This is a genomic window from Shewanella algidipiscicola (assembly GCF_003605125.1).
Lineage (GTDB): Bacteria > Pseudomonadota > Gammaproteobacteria > Enterobacterales > Shewanellaceae > Shewanella > Shewanella algidipiscicola.
The window spans coordinates 180,304-193,218 of record NZ_QPQT01000007.1; the positions used below are offsets into that span (position 1 = coordinate 180,304).

Sequence of the window (12,915 nt, forward strand, 5' to 3'; positions counted from 1 at the left end):
TGTTTTTTTATGCCTAAAATTAACGGTTAGCAAGCGGCTATTTAGCCTAGGCTATAAAAAACCACCCGTAGGTGGTTTTGATATGGCCTAGGCGGTTAATTACTGACGAGTGTTAGCTCATCAAGTAGATTATCGGCATGGTCCACCTCATCCATCATCCACAAGATATATCTAAAGTCGACGTGCACTGCACGTGTAATGGTTGGGTTAAAGAACCAATCTTTCGTGATCGCCTCATAGGTCGAGTCAAAATTAAGCCCTATCAGTTCACCTTTGCCGTTAAAGACCGGTGAGCCTGAGTTACCTCCCGTGGTATCGACACTGGACAGAAAGTTAACGGGCACCGAGCCGAAGCTTTCTGGCTTGTCTAGGCAAGAGAAGAGGCGGCATAACCAAGAGGCAGGGTCTTGATAAACCGACTCCACTTGGTGGCTGCCATAGCGTTTCGCTGTAATGGCATCCAATACCTTTTGCGGCGCATTAAACGGCGCCACACCAGTGTGTTTAGCCGCAAGCCCTTCTAAGCGAGTAAAGGGCTGTTTATAGAGGGCATCTCTGGATTGATAACCATCAACCATACCATAGGTGATGCGTAAGGTTCCGTTGGCATCGGGATACACAGGCCAATCATTCGCCTTGTAGTAGGCGATGACCGCTTGCATATAGTCGGGGCGGGCTTGAGACAGTTTACCGGCCAAGGTCTTTTGCGCTTGCTCTTGTGTCATATTGGTGTCGTACAAGGCAACGGCTAAGCGAATAAAGGGATCGCGACTGGTTTCAAAGGCATTAACATCGGCATTCATCCAGGCTAAACGTTTAGCCGGGTCTGTGAGTGATGTTGATGAATATAGCTTATCTAGTGTGTCGGCTAGAATAATGTCGCTGTTGTTAAGATTGAGCATCTCATCTAATGCCGCGACTCTATGTGCTTGCGCCAGATACGCGTTAAGATCCTGCAGCCATAACGTCTTATCAACGGAAACGGCAAAACGTGAGTCGATACGTTTAAGACGCGCTTTAAACATCTTCATGTCACGGGTTTGATAACCCTCTTCACGCTCTGCATCGGGCTTGGTTTGCTCTTTGGCTAAGCGGTAAAGCTGATTAGCCGCAGACAACAAGGCACTAGACTGAGCGTTGTCGAAGAAGTAGCGCCGTTGCTGCGCTGCACGTTGCTCAATCAATAAGGCTTCGAGTTGGTCAAATTTGGCTTGGTAGTGCTGATACTCACTATTGTTTGCTAGCCAGTGGCTAAAGTCATCTTCACGTGACTGTTTGATGCCCGCAATATCGGTAGCCTTGAAGCCATCGAGTAGACCGTTGTACTTTTTCATGCGGTTAGCCATAGACAATAGCGTGCCTGCATATTTGATGGCTACATCCGTATCATGTTCTCCCATGGCTTCGAGTGTATTGATACGTAGTTGATAGCGCGATGCGAGGGTAGGGTAGAGCCAGTCACTGGCAAATTTAAGTTCGCTGGTGAGGCGGTAACGGCTGGTCGAGCCCGGATAGCCTGCCGCAAATACGCCATCACCGGCTTTGACGCCATCGCGGTTAATCTTAAGGTAGCTTTTAGGGGTAAAGGGCACGTTGTCAGCTGAATATGCCGCAGGCTTACCATCTTTGCCTACATAAGCGCGCAAGAAGGTAAAATCGCCCGAATGGCGCGGGTATTCGTAGTTATCGATATCACCACCAAAGGCGCCCACGCTCTCTGGCGGGGCATAGACCAGACGCACATCACGAATGATTAACTGCTTGATAAGGTAGTATTCTAAGCCATTATGAAAACTGCGTACCGAGCAGCGATAGTTTTCATCGCTCTCACACTGCTTAATTAAGGCCTTACGATTTGCTTGGATGGTTTCAAAGCGTTTTAGCGGGTCATCACTCAAGCCCGTTTTGACCTCGGCACTGACATCGGTGACCGCCTCGGTAATATACAGGCGCTCGTTAGGACCTGCCGAGGGTTCATCGCTCATTTTTTTGGCTAAGAAGCCGGTTTCGATGTAGTTATGTTCTTTTTTACTGTTGTATTGGATAGCCTGATAAGCACAGTGGTGATTAGTCACAACTAACCCTTGGGGGGATACGAAACTGGCGGTACAATACCCGAGGCCAACGACAGCATTCATTGGATATTGGGTCAGATCGGCGAGTTGCTCTGCTGCAATGTGGATACCGCGTTCGCTAAGTTTATCGGCGATTGACGGCATCTGATAAGGTTGCCACTGCCCTTCATCGGCGATGGTGATGCCCGATGACAGCATTAAGGCTGCAACCAATGCTTTGCGCATGTTTATTCCTTAATTATTATAGATGTGTTTGTTGGATTAACTGGCGTAGGCTGCCAGTTATGGGTTTGCTTGACCCCAGTTTTATATCATATTTTGCCTAATTGTTGGAAATTTGGAGAGTAAATGGCACAGCAAGGTAGTTTTCAGGCTAAGAAAAAGCCCAGAGATTTACAACTCGACGCATTAAAGATGCCGCCACATTCGATTGAGGCCGAGCAATCTGTGCTGGGTGGCTTGATGTTGGACTCCGATGCGTGGGATAAAGTGGCTGAGGCCGTGGTAAAAGAAGATTTCTATTCCCGTTCTCACCGGATGATCTTTATGGCGATGGAGTCTTTGGTGGCTGCCGGCCAACCGATAGATTTGATCACCGTATCAGAGCAGCTCGAACTTGAAGATAGCCTTGAAGATGCCGGTGGTTTTGCCTACTTAGGTGAAATTGCTAAAAATACCCCAAGTGCAGGTAATATTTTATCTTACGCCTCCATTGTGCGTGAGCGCGCGGTGGTGCGCGAAATGATTAAAGTCGCCAACGAGATCGCCGATGCAGGCTTTAACCCCGAAGGACGAAACTCGGGCGAGCTGCTGGATTTAGCCGAGAGTAAAGTCTTTAAAATCGCCGAGCAACGCACCAATGCCAATGAGGGGCCTGAAGGCATTAAGACCATTTTGGAAAAAACGGTCGATAAAATTGAAGCCCTATACAACAACCCGCATAACGGTGTCACCGGGGTGTCGAGTGGCTTTGGCGACTTAGATAAGATGACCGCCGGTTTCCAATCGGGTGACTTGATTATCGTGGCGGCGCGTCCCTCTATGGGTAAGACCACATTTGCGATGAACCTGTGTGAGCAGGCGGCATTGAATGAAGGCAAACCGGTATTGATTTTTAGTCTCGAGATGCCTTCAGAACAGATCATGATGCGTATGTTGGCGTCGCTTGGACGTGTCGACCAAACCAAGATCCGTACCGGTCAGCTTGATGATGACGATTGGGCTCGGGTGTCGTCGACCATGGGCATTATGCTCGAGCAGGGCAAGATGTATATCGACGATGGCTCGGGGTTAACGCCAACCGAGGTGCGTAGCCGCGCGCGGCGGATTGCCAGAGAACATGGCGGCTTGTCGATGATCATGATCGATTACCTGCAATTGATGCAAGTCCCTGCTTTGTCAGACAACCGAACGCTGGAGATCGCCGAGATCTCTCGCTCGCTTAAAGCGTTGGCCAAAGAGTTGGAGATCCCGGTGATCGCCCTGTCACAGCTTAACCGCTCGTTGGAGCAACGCGCCGATAAACGCCCTGTAAACTCGGATTTGCGTGAATCGGGTTCTATTGAGCAAGATGCGGATTTGATCATGTTTATTTATCGTGATGAAGTGTATAACGACGACTCACAAGATAAAGGCACCGCAGAGATCATTATTGGTAAGCAACGTAACGGCCCCATCGGCCGGGTGCGTTTGGTGTTCCAAGGCCAATATTCGCGCTTTGATAACTATGCGGGTCCTCAATTCGAAGAAGATTAATAGCGAGCGGGGCAGGATGAAAGATGATTTATCTTGCCCCGCAAGCCGTTAATTTGCGCTATGTTGTTATAGGTTACTTGCTTCTAAAATAAGGTTATTGTTTGAAACCCTTTCCCCGTGCAGAGATCAGTGCCGCGGCGCTGAAATCGAATTTACGCCGATTACGCGAGCTCGCTCCCCACAGTAAGGTCATGGCCGTGGTTAAAGCTAATGGCTATGGTCATGGTTTATTGAATGTCGCTAATTGTCTATCCACCGCCGACGGTTTTGGCTTGGCAAGATTACAAGAGGCGCTCGAACTCAGGGCCGGTGGTGTTACGGCTAAATTGCTATTGTTAGAAGGTTTTTTTCGTCAAAGTGATCTGGATCTACTCATCACCCATGACATAGATACCGTGGTGCACCACGAGTTTCAAATCGAGATGCTCGAGCAGCAAACACTAGCCAAGCCGGTTACCGTATGGCTAAAAATTGATTCGGGTATGCACAGGCTGGGCTTTAATCTGGCCCAGTTCAACGCCATTTATGCCCGTTTAATGGCGTGCCCGCAAGTGGCCAAACCTATCCATTTGATGACCCACTTTGCCTGCGCAGATGAGCCTGATAATCCAGCTACGGCGAAGCAAGCCGAGCGTTTTAATGAGATGACCCAAGGCCTCCCAGGGTTTCGCACCTTAGCTAACTCTGCCGCAGCATTGTACTGGCAGCAAACTCAGGCCGATTGGATCCGCCCAGGTATTGCCCTTTATGGTGTCTCACCCGTTGCCAATGACTTTGGCAGTAATCATGGTTTAGTGCCTGCCATGGAGTTGATGTCGCAGCTCATTGCAGTTCGTGATCATAAGGCCGGCGATCCTGTCGGCTATGGCAGTTATTGGCATGCCAAGCAAGATACCCAATTAGGCGTGGTGGCCATTGGTTACGGTGACGGCTATCCGCGTAATGCCCCAGAGGGTACCCCAGTGTGGGTCAATGGCCGCTTAGTACCTATTGTCGGCAGAGTATCAATGGATATGCTCACGGTGGACTTAGGCATAGACGCCACTGATAAAGTTGGTGATGCAGTAATGTTGTGGGGCAAGGCGTTACCCGTTGAGGATGTTGCCGAGCATATTGGTACTATTGCCTACGAGTTAGTGACCAAGTTGACCCCGCGCGTTGCAGTGTGCATGGATTAACGACTTATTAGCGATTATTTCAATAACGATTAAGCACCTTAACGACCTCAGTCGTTAAGGTCTGTTGGCGTTAGCGTTCGAAACAGATTTCGATATAAGCGTTGCCGAATTCGCTACTAAAAGGCATAACGATTTTTTGTCCATCTGATTTATGAGCTATGGTATGCGCCTTACCCGATACCACGACTGGGGTGGCCATCTCAAAATTATAGCCCTTTTCCCCTAATAGTTTTTTTGCTCCACCCGTCACCATGTTGGTTAATTCGCCGACCAGATCGGTGATCTCCTCGTTGATATTTTGCGGCTTTTCCCCCAGCATTTTATGCATGATCTCAAGTATCAATGGCGCTTCGAAGGTGATTGATAACGACCCCTTTGTCTGCGGTCCAACCATGCCAATAAGTCCTGATACATCTCCCTTAGCGATATTATCTTGCTTTAAATTTGGCTTACCCGGCGTTAGTTTCATGTTTGCCATGGTCTCCAACACATTGAGTAGCGAGGCTAAAAAGGGGTTAATAAAGTTAACATTCATGTCGGACGATGCCTTATTTAAACAAGGATGAATTCAAGGCTATACGCCTTGGTAAAGTGGGCGTTATAACGCGGTGGTTTGACCACCTTAGCATAGGCGCACCAATACCTCGCAAGGGCTTTATCGGACTTAAGCGATTGTTTGACGCTTTTATAGGCGGCATTTCAAGCTTGTCATTAATTTGTATTTTATCTGTTGGGTAAACGTGTCAAATAGACGCTGATAGTAAGGCAAAGTCGCAAGGAGAAGCGGTCGTGACATGTTTAGAGGACATTAAAGGCAAGTTTGCTGGTTCTTTTTATGCCTCAATTGACCGCAAACCTGTGCATTCTCTAGTGGCCGAGGTAAAATGCCCAGTCATGCCCTTTACTGTGGCTTGCTAAACTAGGGGATACCGTTTTTTATGTCGTTACATATCATGCCATCAGTCATCAATCGTACTTTCAGCATTGCGCCCATGCTGGATTGGACGTATTTTATGGTTTAATGCTGGTTGTTGACTGGCGTGGGGCTCAATAGGGGGCCTGCAAGTTGTGTTTTTAAATAATGGGACCCCACCTATCATGTTGTTGAAAAGTGAATAGTGCAGTACTAAAATGTGGTTGAACGTAATTGCATTTGTATTTACGGATTTGTGCGTGTATAACGTTCGTCGATAATCGATTTGTGTTGATCTTTCACTATACTTAAAGGTAGGTTGGGTTTAAGGAAGCAGTCGATAAGGAGGAGTATCTATGAATAATAAAAAATCTAAAGAAAAAAGTAGCACCTCATCTAGTAGTGCCAAAGTTTATCAACTTAATGATAACGGCGAGTTTCGCCTTAATTTGGCAGATCGCAATAGTCGTAAGCGTATTATGAGTAAGATTAGTCGTTTCAAAGGTTTCCCTGTTACTGCTTAATATGGAGTGTTCATGGGAGCTTTTGCCGTAGCTTTTATTCTTATCTCTGGTTACTTGTACGTATCTAATTCCAAATACCAGAAATACATTACTCGAAGAGAAGATGGCCACAGGTATTACTTTCGCTGTGGCTCTTTCGGTATCCTTTTTTGTGTAGTAGGGATTTTTTTTGCGGTTGTATGTGATTATTACAATTGGCCCTCCGCTGCCCTTGCCCTTATAGATACCTCTATTGAAAAGTTGTCCGGCCCCACCTCAAAACTGACAGTTCAAGAGTATCTAAATGCTAAATTATTGGCAGGCTCAGCTTTCGCTTTACCTATTGCTTTTGCCATAGCATGGATTGAAAACTACTTTAGAGATGATGATAAATCAAGAAAGTATATTAATGATGTAAAAAGTCCTGCTCTTGAAAAGTTTCTGTTTGAATGTGGAGAAACTGTTAGTTCAGTATTGATCACTTTGGCAAGTAGAAAAGTCTATGTTGGGCTTGTACATGAGATTCCTATAGAAGCTGGAGAAGTTGAGCACTTTACTATTTTGCCCATGCTTAGTGGCTATAGAGATAAAGATAGGTTAACTGTTAAATTTACAACGAACTATTTTGTTCATTATGAAAATCAACTAGATGATGCTGGTGACCCTCGTGATGAGGGGGTCTGTTTAGATGACTTTATTGAAGTTATCCCTGTATCTGAAATGGTTCATATTGGTAGGTTTGATATTGATACGTACAAAAACTTTGGAAAACCACTGGATGGAAATGGAATACATATGTCTTCAATCCCGTGGGTAGAGCCTCCGAGCTCTCCCATAGATAGTGGAAAACCAACAGATGTGCATTTGAGTTGAAATTCAGATTAAATGGGGCTCTAGATAGGAGCCCTTTTTTGTGGGCGGTGTTTAGGTAGGGCTGATGCCTAGTGACAAGACAAGTACCAGGTATGTCATCGCTTTGACTGCTAACCATGCCTTGGGTGAGAATATTGGTTTGTTTAGGTATCTGATTAAATAGGCAAGCGCTAAGAACGTAAAGCCGCTTATCGGGTTGAAGAAAAAGCTTGTTTCACTTATCCCAACTGATAACACTAGAAAGATGAAAGTGGCCTGAACGTAATGAAACTTGCTTTTAGAATGGCGTGGGTTAGGTACTTCAATAGTGTCGGTTTTTAGCATATTACATCCTTGTAATTTATGGCTTGTCCTTAGAGTGTAGAAGTTATGTCTAACTATACCACTTGTATGTTTGGTTTGTTGAGCATCGCCCTAAGGTGATTTCAACTTGTTGGCATCTGCTTCACTTTCAGTATTTTTCGCTTTTCATCAAACTTTGGATTTCAGGAGCCTCAAGATTGATTGTTGTGCGTTTGGCTTGTATATCAATAATGATATCGGGGGAGACATGTTGGGGCTTAGTGATTTGTTTTGTGATTAATGGGACACCGTTAATTAAGTGGTGCCCCACCGAGATATAAAGTCGAACATCCGCCATTTACTTATTCGGGTATATTGTCACGCTCAATCCAAGGAAGTGTGATCTTATCTGGCGTGGTGTCAAATTTAGTGGCTAGAAACTCTTTGAGACGGTCCTCATCTACATAGCCATCAGGCATAAATTGTTCACGATTCTCACGCCATGCTTTCCAAATAGCCATTTGTTCATCGGTTAATTGCACGCCTGAGGCGCTAACGTTCCATTTCTTCCCATCGCAGTCATTACCACTGTTTCCGCAACCATCAGGTATATATGTAGCCATTGCCAACTGATTTCCTTGACCAGCAGTGAACGGTGCAACCTCGAGCCATATTTGAGCTAAGTCAGCACCAGTTTGCTTCTGAAGATCCATGGCGGCGACTTTTGCAGTTTCGGCTCTGTCAATTTGTGTTAGGGCGGACGGAGATATGATTATCCATCGTAGGCGCTTTCTGCCTGAAAAGCTGGTGTCATTCTTGTCGATTATTTGATACTCATGTGCAACAGGCTTAGTTATTGTTGAAGTTTGCTCAACAGGCTCCATAAATACGCCAAAGAGGAAGAAGAAGGCGATGGCGCCAAGACCATAGAATTTAAAAACTTGTCCGCGAGTTGCTTTGCCTGCCCAAGAGGGTTTAAGTAATCCAATCACACAAATAGCTGATGATGCTAAAAATAATAATGCTAGAACGGTATCCATTCGTTTATTTCCTTTTATATTTAAATCAAAGTGGTGCTTATATGCTCTGGGGGTATTCACTTTTTAGGTAAGCGTCCGCCGCTGGCTAAGCACTCTTTGATTGTTTCGTATGGGGTATAGTTTTTAGTGCGTTTATAAGAGCGACTGGATTTGTCGTGGCAAATATCGTTTTTGCTCTTTTTTACATTGGGTTCATTGGCATCTTCGTTGGCGAAGCTGGCAGGGGTAAATAAACATAACGTTAAGCAAACGAAAATCCATCTCATTAAAAAACTCCCTTTAATTACTTCTGTAAAAACTCGCTATTTAAAAATCATTACAGCGCCTTACCAGTAAATACGACTTTGCCGACGATGGTGCAGTTACCATTGATTTCGACAAATTTATTCGGCCAGTCGGGGTTTAGGGCTTTGAGGTATTTTTTATTGCCATCGATGATCAGCTGCTTGAAGGTGGCTTGGTTTTCATCATCCAGGCGCGCCACTACATAGCTGCCGTTCTCCACCTGTGCGTCGGGGTCAACATAAATCAAATCGCCTTCTTCAAAGCGAGGCAACATGCTTTCGCCTTCCACTTTAACGATAAACGAGTGTTGACTGCATTTGATTGGGCAAGGATAAAGCTCAACATCGAGGGGGGGTAATTCTTGTATTTCGGTCCATACCCCTGCTTGCACCATACTGATCAGCGGTAAATAGTTACCGGCACTGGCGACCACAGTCGCGTTATCCATCTCACCGACACCAAACCTTAAAAATTCAGGAGAAGTTTGTAAGGCTTCTGCTAACTGCTCAATATTTCTCGGGTTTTTAGTTAACCCAGCTTCTATTTTTTGCAATGCAGCTTGAGTTGTTAAAGCTTTTTCAGCGACTTGACGTTGACTTAAGCCAAGTTGAAGGCGTCTTTTTTTTATTCTTTCTGAAATATCCATAAATCCTCTAAAAAGATCAGTTACTTAAATAAAGCAAAAACATCCTATACAACTTTTATTCATTATTAAAACTTTTACGACTCTTTACAACTGACTTAAAGTTGTGTTTAATGACAACCAAAAGTAGTCATGCGGAGTTAAAGTTTTATGAGTGGCGTTGAAAAAGCCGTAAAAATTATCGGTGGACAAACAGCAACCGCTAATCACTTCGGTATTAGTCAAAGTCATGTTTGGAAGTGGATTAATGTTTTTAAACAAGCCCCTGCCAAATATGTAAAAAAGCTTTCTGCACTGACTAACAACGAAGTCACGGTTGATCAGCTGCTTGCAGATCATGAGAAAGCAGAAAAAAAAGAGGGGATGCAATGAATATGGCCTTTGCATTACTGGCGCGTTTTGAGTCACCGGTGGTAGCGCTTAAGGATATCAGCGACGAGTTTTTAGGGTTAACCCCTAAAACCGCAGAGCAAAAGGCCAAGGCGCAAAAATTGCCGTTCCCGACTTTTAAGCTGCGTGACTCGGAGCGCTCACCCTCGCTGGTTAATGTGCAGGATTTGGCCGCGTACATGGACAGCCAGTATGCGTTATCGCGTAAAGACTGGGACACGATTCAGCAAGCCAAGCGCTAATACAACAGCTTATAGGCACGGCAACGCAGGAGGATTTATGAGTTATCGGCAAATAAAAGGCACCACGATTGAAGTACCAGATTGGGTACAAGTACCGGCTTTTGCAGAGTTTAGTGAAGCAAAGCTGGAGAAGAGCCGCCGCGCGATTGCGTATCTACGCAGTAAGCATTTTGGGAATGGAGTTGGTAAACGAAAAACAAGATTAGCAGAAAAAACAAAGCCACAACTGCGCTAACAGTTATGGCCGATACCATTTAATGAGGACACACCAAATGATGAAACAAAGCATAGCAGCAAATATTACCCCAGCGCAAGCCATTACTAATGAGGCTAACCGCCTGATTGCCACCCTTAAGCTTGCTACACCAGCAGATAGCGAAATGGTTGAAGTGGCGCTTGAGTCACTTAAGGCGGTTGCTGAGGTTATCGCCCCTAGCTTGGCTAAAACACTTGGTATTCGCATTATTGCTATCCGTAATAACATCCACGTCAACCAAGTACAGGTGGCTTGATATGACTACACAAACAACGGCGGCCAATGGGTCGCAGTTTGAACACCCTTCTTTTGACTTAAGTAACCCACAACACCTCGCCATGCGTAAGGTGATAGCTGATCTTCACTGGAAGCATGCAGCGGCTCTACAGCGTGGAGTACTCACTACTGCAGCTCGCTATCGAGGTATGGCGAGTGGCCTAGAGAAAGCCGCCCGTTTTATTTTAAAGGATGATGATTTGAGCTGGTTTTGCTTTCGTCTGGTGTGCTCATTTGAGGATATGGAAGAGCTATATAGAAAGAGGGTGGGAGCATGAAACTAGCCCATGTCGATTTATCAGAAATCAGAGTTGTCTCGCTTTATGTGATCACCTGTTTCATGTGTGAAAAACAACTTCATCTAGCAGCGAGTGAAATTGATGCCAGCGTTGGTGACGCAGCCGCAATGGCAGCATCTCAGGGTTGGCATAGCTACGAAACCGCAGATGAAAGCTGTTCTGTTGTCTGCCCAAGCTGCATTAAAGAAACGCAGGAAAACGAAGGGGAGGATTAGGCATGTGTACGTTAGCCGCAGCAGAACGAATGTTAGCCACTGGCAAGTTTTACAGCGCCGGCATGTTAGCCGCCGAATTAGGTATTTCGGCCGCGAGTGCATCAGGCAAGCTATCTAACATTCGCTCTTCAAAAAAATATCAGTGTGTGGTGACGCCTTTACCTAACCGTAAGGTCAAGGTGATCGCCATTAATGGTAAGTCTGTTTCTAAACAATCCATGTGGGACTTGGTGTTATTTAACCGTCCATTACAAAGCGGGGTGCATGCATGAGCCCGTCGCATTTAAATCAGGGCGAAATACTCGCCGAACTTGGTTATAAGCCACGCCCCGTTTTTAACGGTCGTCATCAAGCAGGTTTGCGTAGTGACGGTTTACCTTACGCTAGCCGTAGCCAAGTAAGTGAAGCCAAGCGAGCGCAACGTGCCCGCGCTCGGCGGATTGAGGATATTGAGTTAGCCAGAGAGTTGGGCATTAGCCTGCAAGATTTGAGGGGGGAATGATGAATATTAATGAGCACTCGGATTTCAAGATTACAAAAGTAATGAAGCACTGCCCTGAGTGTGGAGAAAACACAGAGTTTCATTGCGGCCTTAGGCATTTCACTGGTGATGACGATGGGTTAATGCCAGCGCAATTCGAGGTCTGTCAAAAGTGCGGTTTCGACTTTGTAACGGATGGGATCGTTGGTTAATGGGTAGATTTATTGGGATTGACTTGGGCAGAGCCGAAGCTGAAAGAACACTAATTATTTCAAAGGGTAAAATAATGAATGACGTTGAAAATTTAGAAAAAGTTAAAGTTGCGGGCAATATTTCCGCCAGCGTGCAGGCTCAGAGCTGGTTAGATAATGGCACAGTGATTTTAGACACTGAAACCACAGGGCTTAAATGGGGCAGTGAAATTGTAGAGATCAGCATTATCGATGCCGTAAGCGGTGAGGTGTTACTCGACACTTTAGTTAAGCCTGTTGGCGTTATCCCTGACGAAGTGATTGCTATCCACGGCATTACTAACGAAATGGTGGCCGATGCGCCGTATTTTAATGAGGTGTCGTTGCGCGTGGCGGACATTATTAAAGACCGCCCAGTGGTCGCTTATAACGCCGCATTTGATAGAAATATGCTTGGTTCTGCACTGTCGAATTTTAGTGAAACAGATCCGCTTACCCATCCGCTGTTTAAGACTATGTCTAGTTATCAATTCCACTGCGCCATGTTGGCGTATGCCCAGTACAAGGGCGACTGGAACCACGGCCATGGTGATTTTAAGTGGCATTCGTTAGTCAATGCCGCCAAGCAGCAGGGCATCACGCTCGAAGGGACGGCGCACCGTGCGCTGTATGACTGCCAGCTTACCCGCGAACTGATTTTAAAGATGGCGGCTGAGTAATGGCTAAAAAGTCGCACCGTTTCGCGCATTTGTTGCAGCACTTTCGCGCTAATCGGGCGGATTTATTGATCCGCTTGAGACAGTACCAAGAAGACCCAACAGAACTAAGCCTCGCAAGATTAGCTGCGGTATTGGGCGCACTTGAGTGCCTTTACTGGCAGGCGCTTGGCTGTGACGAAGTGTTATTAGCTAAAAAAATTGCGCGTACCACCGAGGCGACAACAGCTTACACCACTGACGCTATTGGTTGTATCACTAGCATTTTTTCAGCAAAACGCTAGCCGGAGCTGCATTACCCA

The 12,915-nt window shown here is 45.8% G+C and carries 19 protein-coding genes; 14 read left to right on the forward strand and 5 right to left on the reverse strand.

Annotated features, from left to right (window positions below):
* Positions 1-95: 95 nt before the first annotated feature.
* Complete coding sequence (locus DVO77_RS09515; RefSeq protein WP_119978159.1) at positions 96-2,300, reverse strand: S46 family peptidase; 2,205 nt, start codon at positions 2,298-2,300, stop codon at positions 96-98.
* A 123-nt stretch (positions 2,301-2,423) separates the two neighbouring features.
* On the opposite strand from DVO77_RS09515, the gene dnaB reads away from it, so the two are divergent.
* Complete coding sequence (dnaB, locus tag DVO77_RS09520; RefSeq protein WP_110457153.1) at positions 2,424-3,830, forward strand: replicative DNA helicase; 1,407 nt, start codon at positions 2,424-2,426, stop codon at positions 3,828-3,830.
* Positions 3,831-3,931: 101 nt separating this feature from the next.
* Positions 3,932-5,008, forward strand: a complete 1,077-nt coding sequence (gene alr, locus DVO77_RS09525) for an alanine racemase (RefSeq protein WP_119978160.1) — start codon at positions 3,932-3,934, stop codon at positions 5,006-5,008.
* Between the two features lie 70 nt (positions 5,009-5,078).
* On the opposite strand, the gene DVO77_RS09530 is transcribed toward alr, so the two are convergent.
* Positions 5,079-5,543 (reverse strand): chemotaxis protein CheX, encoded by a 465-nt coding sequence (locus DVO77_RS09530; protein ID WP_119978161.1) that lies wholly within the window; start codon positions 5,541-5,543, stop codon positions 5,079-5,081.
* Between the two features lie 734 nt (positions 5,544-6,277).
* Between DVO77_RS09530 and DVO77_RS19020 the strand changes: the two genes are divergently transcribed.
* Both DVO77_RS19020 and DVO77_RS09540 read left to right on the forward strand, forming a co-directional pair.
* The gene (locus DVO77_RS19020; protein WP_162924174.1) at positions 6,278-6,445 is read left to right on the forward strand and encodes a hypothetical protein; all 168 of its coding nucleotides are present in this window, start codon (positions 6,278-6,280) and stop codon (positions 6,443-6,445) included.
* A gap of 12 nt (positions 6,446-6,457) precedes the next feature.
* On the forward strand, positions 6,458-7,297 hold the full coding sequence (locus DVO77_RS09540) for a hypothetical protein (protein WP_119978163.1): 840 nt from the start codon (positions 6,458-6,460) through the stop codon (positions 7,295-7,297).
* Between the two features lie 644 nt (positions 7,298-7,941).
* On the opposite strand, the gene DVO77_RS09555 is transcribed toward DVO77_RS09540, so the two are convergent.
* The 3 genes from DVO77_RS09555 to DVO77_RS09565 are packed head-to-tail and all read right to left on the reverse strand — an operon-like array spanning position 7,942 to position 9,550.
* The gene (locus DVO77_RS09555; protein WP_119978166.1) at positions 7,942-8,619 is read right to left on the reverse strand and encodes a DUF4875 domain-containing protein; all 678 of its coding nucleotides are present in this window, start codon (positions 8,617-8,619) and stop codon (positions 7,942-7,944) included.
* Positions 8,620-8,675: 56 nt separating this feature from the next.
* Complete coding sequence (locus tag DVO77_RS09560) at positions 8,676-8,885, reverse strand: hypothetical protein (RefSeq protein WP_119978167.1); 210 nt, start codon at positions 8,883-8,885, stop codon at positions 8,676-8,678.
* A 50-nt stretch (positions 8,886-8,935) separates the two neighbouring features.
* Positions 8,936-9,550: a LexA family protein gene (locus DVO77_RS09565; RefSeq protein ID WP_119978168.1), complete on the reverse strand. Its 615-nt coding sequence runs from the start codon at positions 9,548-9,550 to the stop codon at positions 8,936-8,938.
* A 147-nt stretch (positions 9,551-9,697) separates the two neighbouring features.
* On the opposite strand from DVO77_RS09565, the gene DVO77_RS09570 reads away from it, so the two are divergent.
* The 10 genes from DVO77_RS09570 to DVO77_RS09620 all read left to right on the forward strand — a co-directional run bounded on the left by DVO77_RS09570 (position 9,698) and on the right by DVO77_RS09620 (position 12,897).
* Positions 9,698-9,919, forward strand: coding sequence for a YdaS family helix-turn-helix protein (locus DVO77_RS09570; RefSeq protein WP_119978169.1), 222 nt, complete (start codon positions 9,698-9,700; stop codon positions 9,917-9,919).
* The gene (locus tag DVO77_RS09575) at positions 9,916-10,179 is read left to right on the forward strand and encodes a pyocin activator PrtN family protein (protein WP_119978170.1); all 264 of its coding nucleotides are present in this window, start codon (positions 9,916-9,918) and stop codon (positions 10,177-10,179) included. The genes DVO77_RS09570 and DVO77_RS09575 overlap by 4 nt, the downstream gene beginning before the upstream one ends.
* 37 nt (positions 10,180-10,216) lie before the next feature.
* A complete protein-coding gene (locus tag DVO77_RS09580; RefSeq protein ID WP_119978171.1) occupies positions 10,217-10,414 on the forward strand; it encodes a hypothetical protein in 198 nt (65 codons plus the stop codon).
* Positions 10,415-10,451: 37 nt separating this feature from the next.
* On the forward strand, positions 10,452-10,691 hold the full coding sequence (locus DVO77_RS09585; protein ID WP_119978172.1) for a hypothetical protein: 240 nt from the start codon (positions 10,452-10,454) through the stop codon (positions 10,689-10,691).
* Between the two features lies 1 nt (position 10,692).
* Positions 10,693-10,989, forward strand: a complete 297-nt coding sequence (locus DVO77_RS09590) for a hypothetical protein (protein ID WP_119978173.1) — start codon at positions 10,693-10,695, stop codon at positions 10,987-10,989.
* Complete coding sequence (locus tag DVO77_RS09595; RefSeq protein ID WP_119978174.1) at positions 10,986-11,225, forward strand: hypothetical protein; 240 nt, start codon at positions 10,986-10,988, stop codon at positions 11,223-11,225. The genes DVO77_RS09590 and DVO77_RS09595 overlap by 4 nt, the downstream gene beginning before the upstream one ends.
* A gap of 2 nt (positions 11,226-11,227) precedes the next feature.
* Positions 11,228-11,497 carry a hypothetical protein gene (locus DVO77_RS09600; protein ID WP_119978175.1) on the forward strand — a complete coding sequence of 90 codons (270 nt, stop codon included), beginning with the start codon at positions 11,228-11,230 and terminating at the stop codon, positions 11,495-11,497.
* On the forward strand, positions 11,494-11,727 hold the full coding sequence (locus tag DVO77_RS09605) for a hypothetical protein (RefSeq protein WP_119978176.1): 234 nt from the start codon (positions 11,494-11,496) through the stop codon (positions 11,725-11,727). The genes DVO77_RS09600 and DVO77_RS09605 overlap by 4 nt, the downstream gene beginning before the upstream one ends.
* Positions 11,728-11,992: 265 nt before the next feature.
* Positions 11,993-12,616, forward strand: coding sequence for a 3'-5' exonuclease (locus DVO77_RS09615; RefSeq protein WP_119978240.1), 624 nt, complete (start codon positions 11,993-11,995; stop codon positions 12,614-12,616).
* Complete coding sequence (locus DVO77_RS09620) at positions 12,616-12,897, forward strand: hypothetical protein (RefSeq protein ID WP_119978178.1); 282 nt, start codon at positions 12,616-12,618, stop codon at positions 12,895-12,897. The genes DVO77_RS09615 and DVO77_RS09620 overlap by 1 nt, the downstream gene beginning before the upstream one ends.
* Positions 12,898-12,915: the final 18 nt, after the last annotated feature.

Bases quoted from the DNA above. Each gene is read 5' to 3' on its own strand.
- DVO77_RS09540 (WP_119978163.1), top strand. From the start codon at position 6,458: ATGGGAGCTTTTGCCGTAGCTTTTATTCTTATCTCTGGTTACTTGTAC.
- DVO77_RS09580 (WP_119978171.1), top strand. From the start codon at position 10,217: ATGAGTTATCGGCAAATAAAAGGCACCACGATTGAAGTACCAGATTGG.
- DVO77_RS09595 (WP_119978174.1), top strand. From the start codon at position 10,986: ATGAAACTAGCCCATGTCGATTTATCAGAAATCAGAGTTGTCTCGCTT.
- DVO77_RS09575 (WP_119978170.1), top strand. From the start codon at position 9,916: ATGAATATGGCCTTTGCATTACTGGCGCGTTTTGAGTCACCGGTGGTA.
- dnaB (WP_110457153.1), top strand. From the start codon at position 2,424: ATGGCACAGCAAGGTAGTTTTCAGGCTAAGAAAAAGCCCAGAGATTTA.
- DVO77_RS09600 (WP_119978175.1), top strand. From the start codon at position 11,228: ATGTGTACGTTAGCCGCAGCAGAACGAATGTTAGCCACTGGCAAGTTT.
- DVO77_RS09565 (WP_119978168.1), bottom strand. From the start codon at position 9,550: ATGGATATTTCAGAAAGAATAAAAAAAAGACGCCTTCAACTTGGCTTA.
- DVO77_RS09570 (WP_119978169.1), top strand. From the start codon at position 9,698: ATGAGTGGCGTTGAAAAAGCCGTAAAAATTATCGGTGGACAAACAGCA.
- DVO77_RS09530 (WP_119978161.1), bottom strand. From the start codon at position 5,543: ATGAATGTTAACTTTATTAACCCCTTTTTAGCCTCGCTACTCAATGTG.
- DVO77_RS09605 (WP_119978176.1), top strand. From the start codon at position 11,494: ATGAGCCCGTCGCATTTAAATCAGGGCGAAATACTCGCCGAACTTGGT.
- DVO77_RS09560 (WP_119978167.1), bottom strand. From the start codon at position 8,885: ATGAGATGGATTTTCGTTTGCTTAACGTTATGTTTATTTACCCCTGCC.
- DVO77_RS09585 (WP_119978172.1), top strand. From the start codon at position 10,452: ATGATGAAACAAAGCATAGCAGCAAATATTACCCCAGCGCAAGCCATT.
- DVO77_RS09515 (WP_119978159.1), bottom strand. From the start codon at position 2,300: ATGCGCAAAGCATTGGTTGCAGCCTTAATGCTGTCATCGGGCATCACC.
- DVO77_RS09555 (WP_119978166.1), bottom strand. From the start codon at position 8,619: ATGGATACCGTTCTAGCATTATTATTTTTAGCATCATCAGCTATTTGT.
- DVO77_RS09620 (WP_119978178.1), top strand. From the start codon at position 12,616: ATGGCTAAAAAGTCGCACCGTTTCGCGCATTTGTTGCAGCACTTTCGC.
- DVO77_RS09590 (WP_119978173.1), top strand. From the start codon at position 10,693: ATGACTACACAAACAACGGCGGCCAATGGGTCGCAGTTTGAACACCCT.
- DVO77_RS19020 (WP_162924174.1), top strand. From the start codon at position 6,278: ATGAATAATAAAAAATCTAAAGAAAAAAGTAGCACCTCATCTAGTAGT.
- DVO77_RS09615 (WP_119978240.1), top strand. From the start codon at position 11,993: ATGAATGACGTTGAAAATTTAGAAAAAGTTAAAGTTGCGGGCAATATT.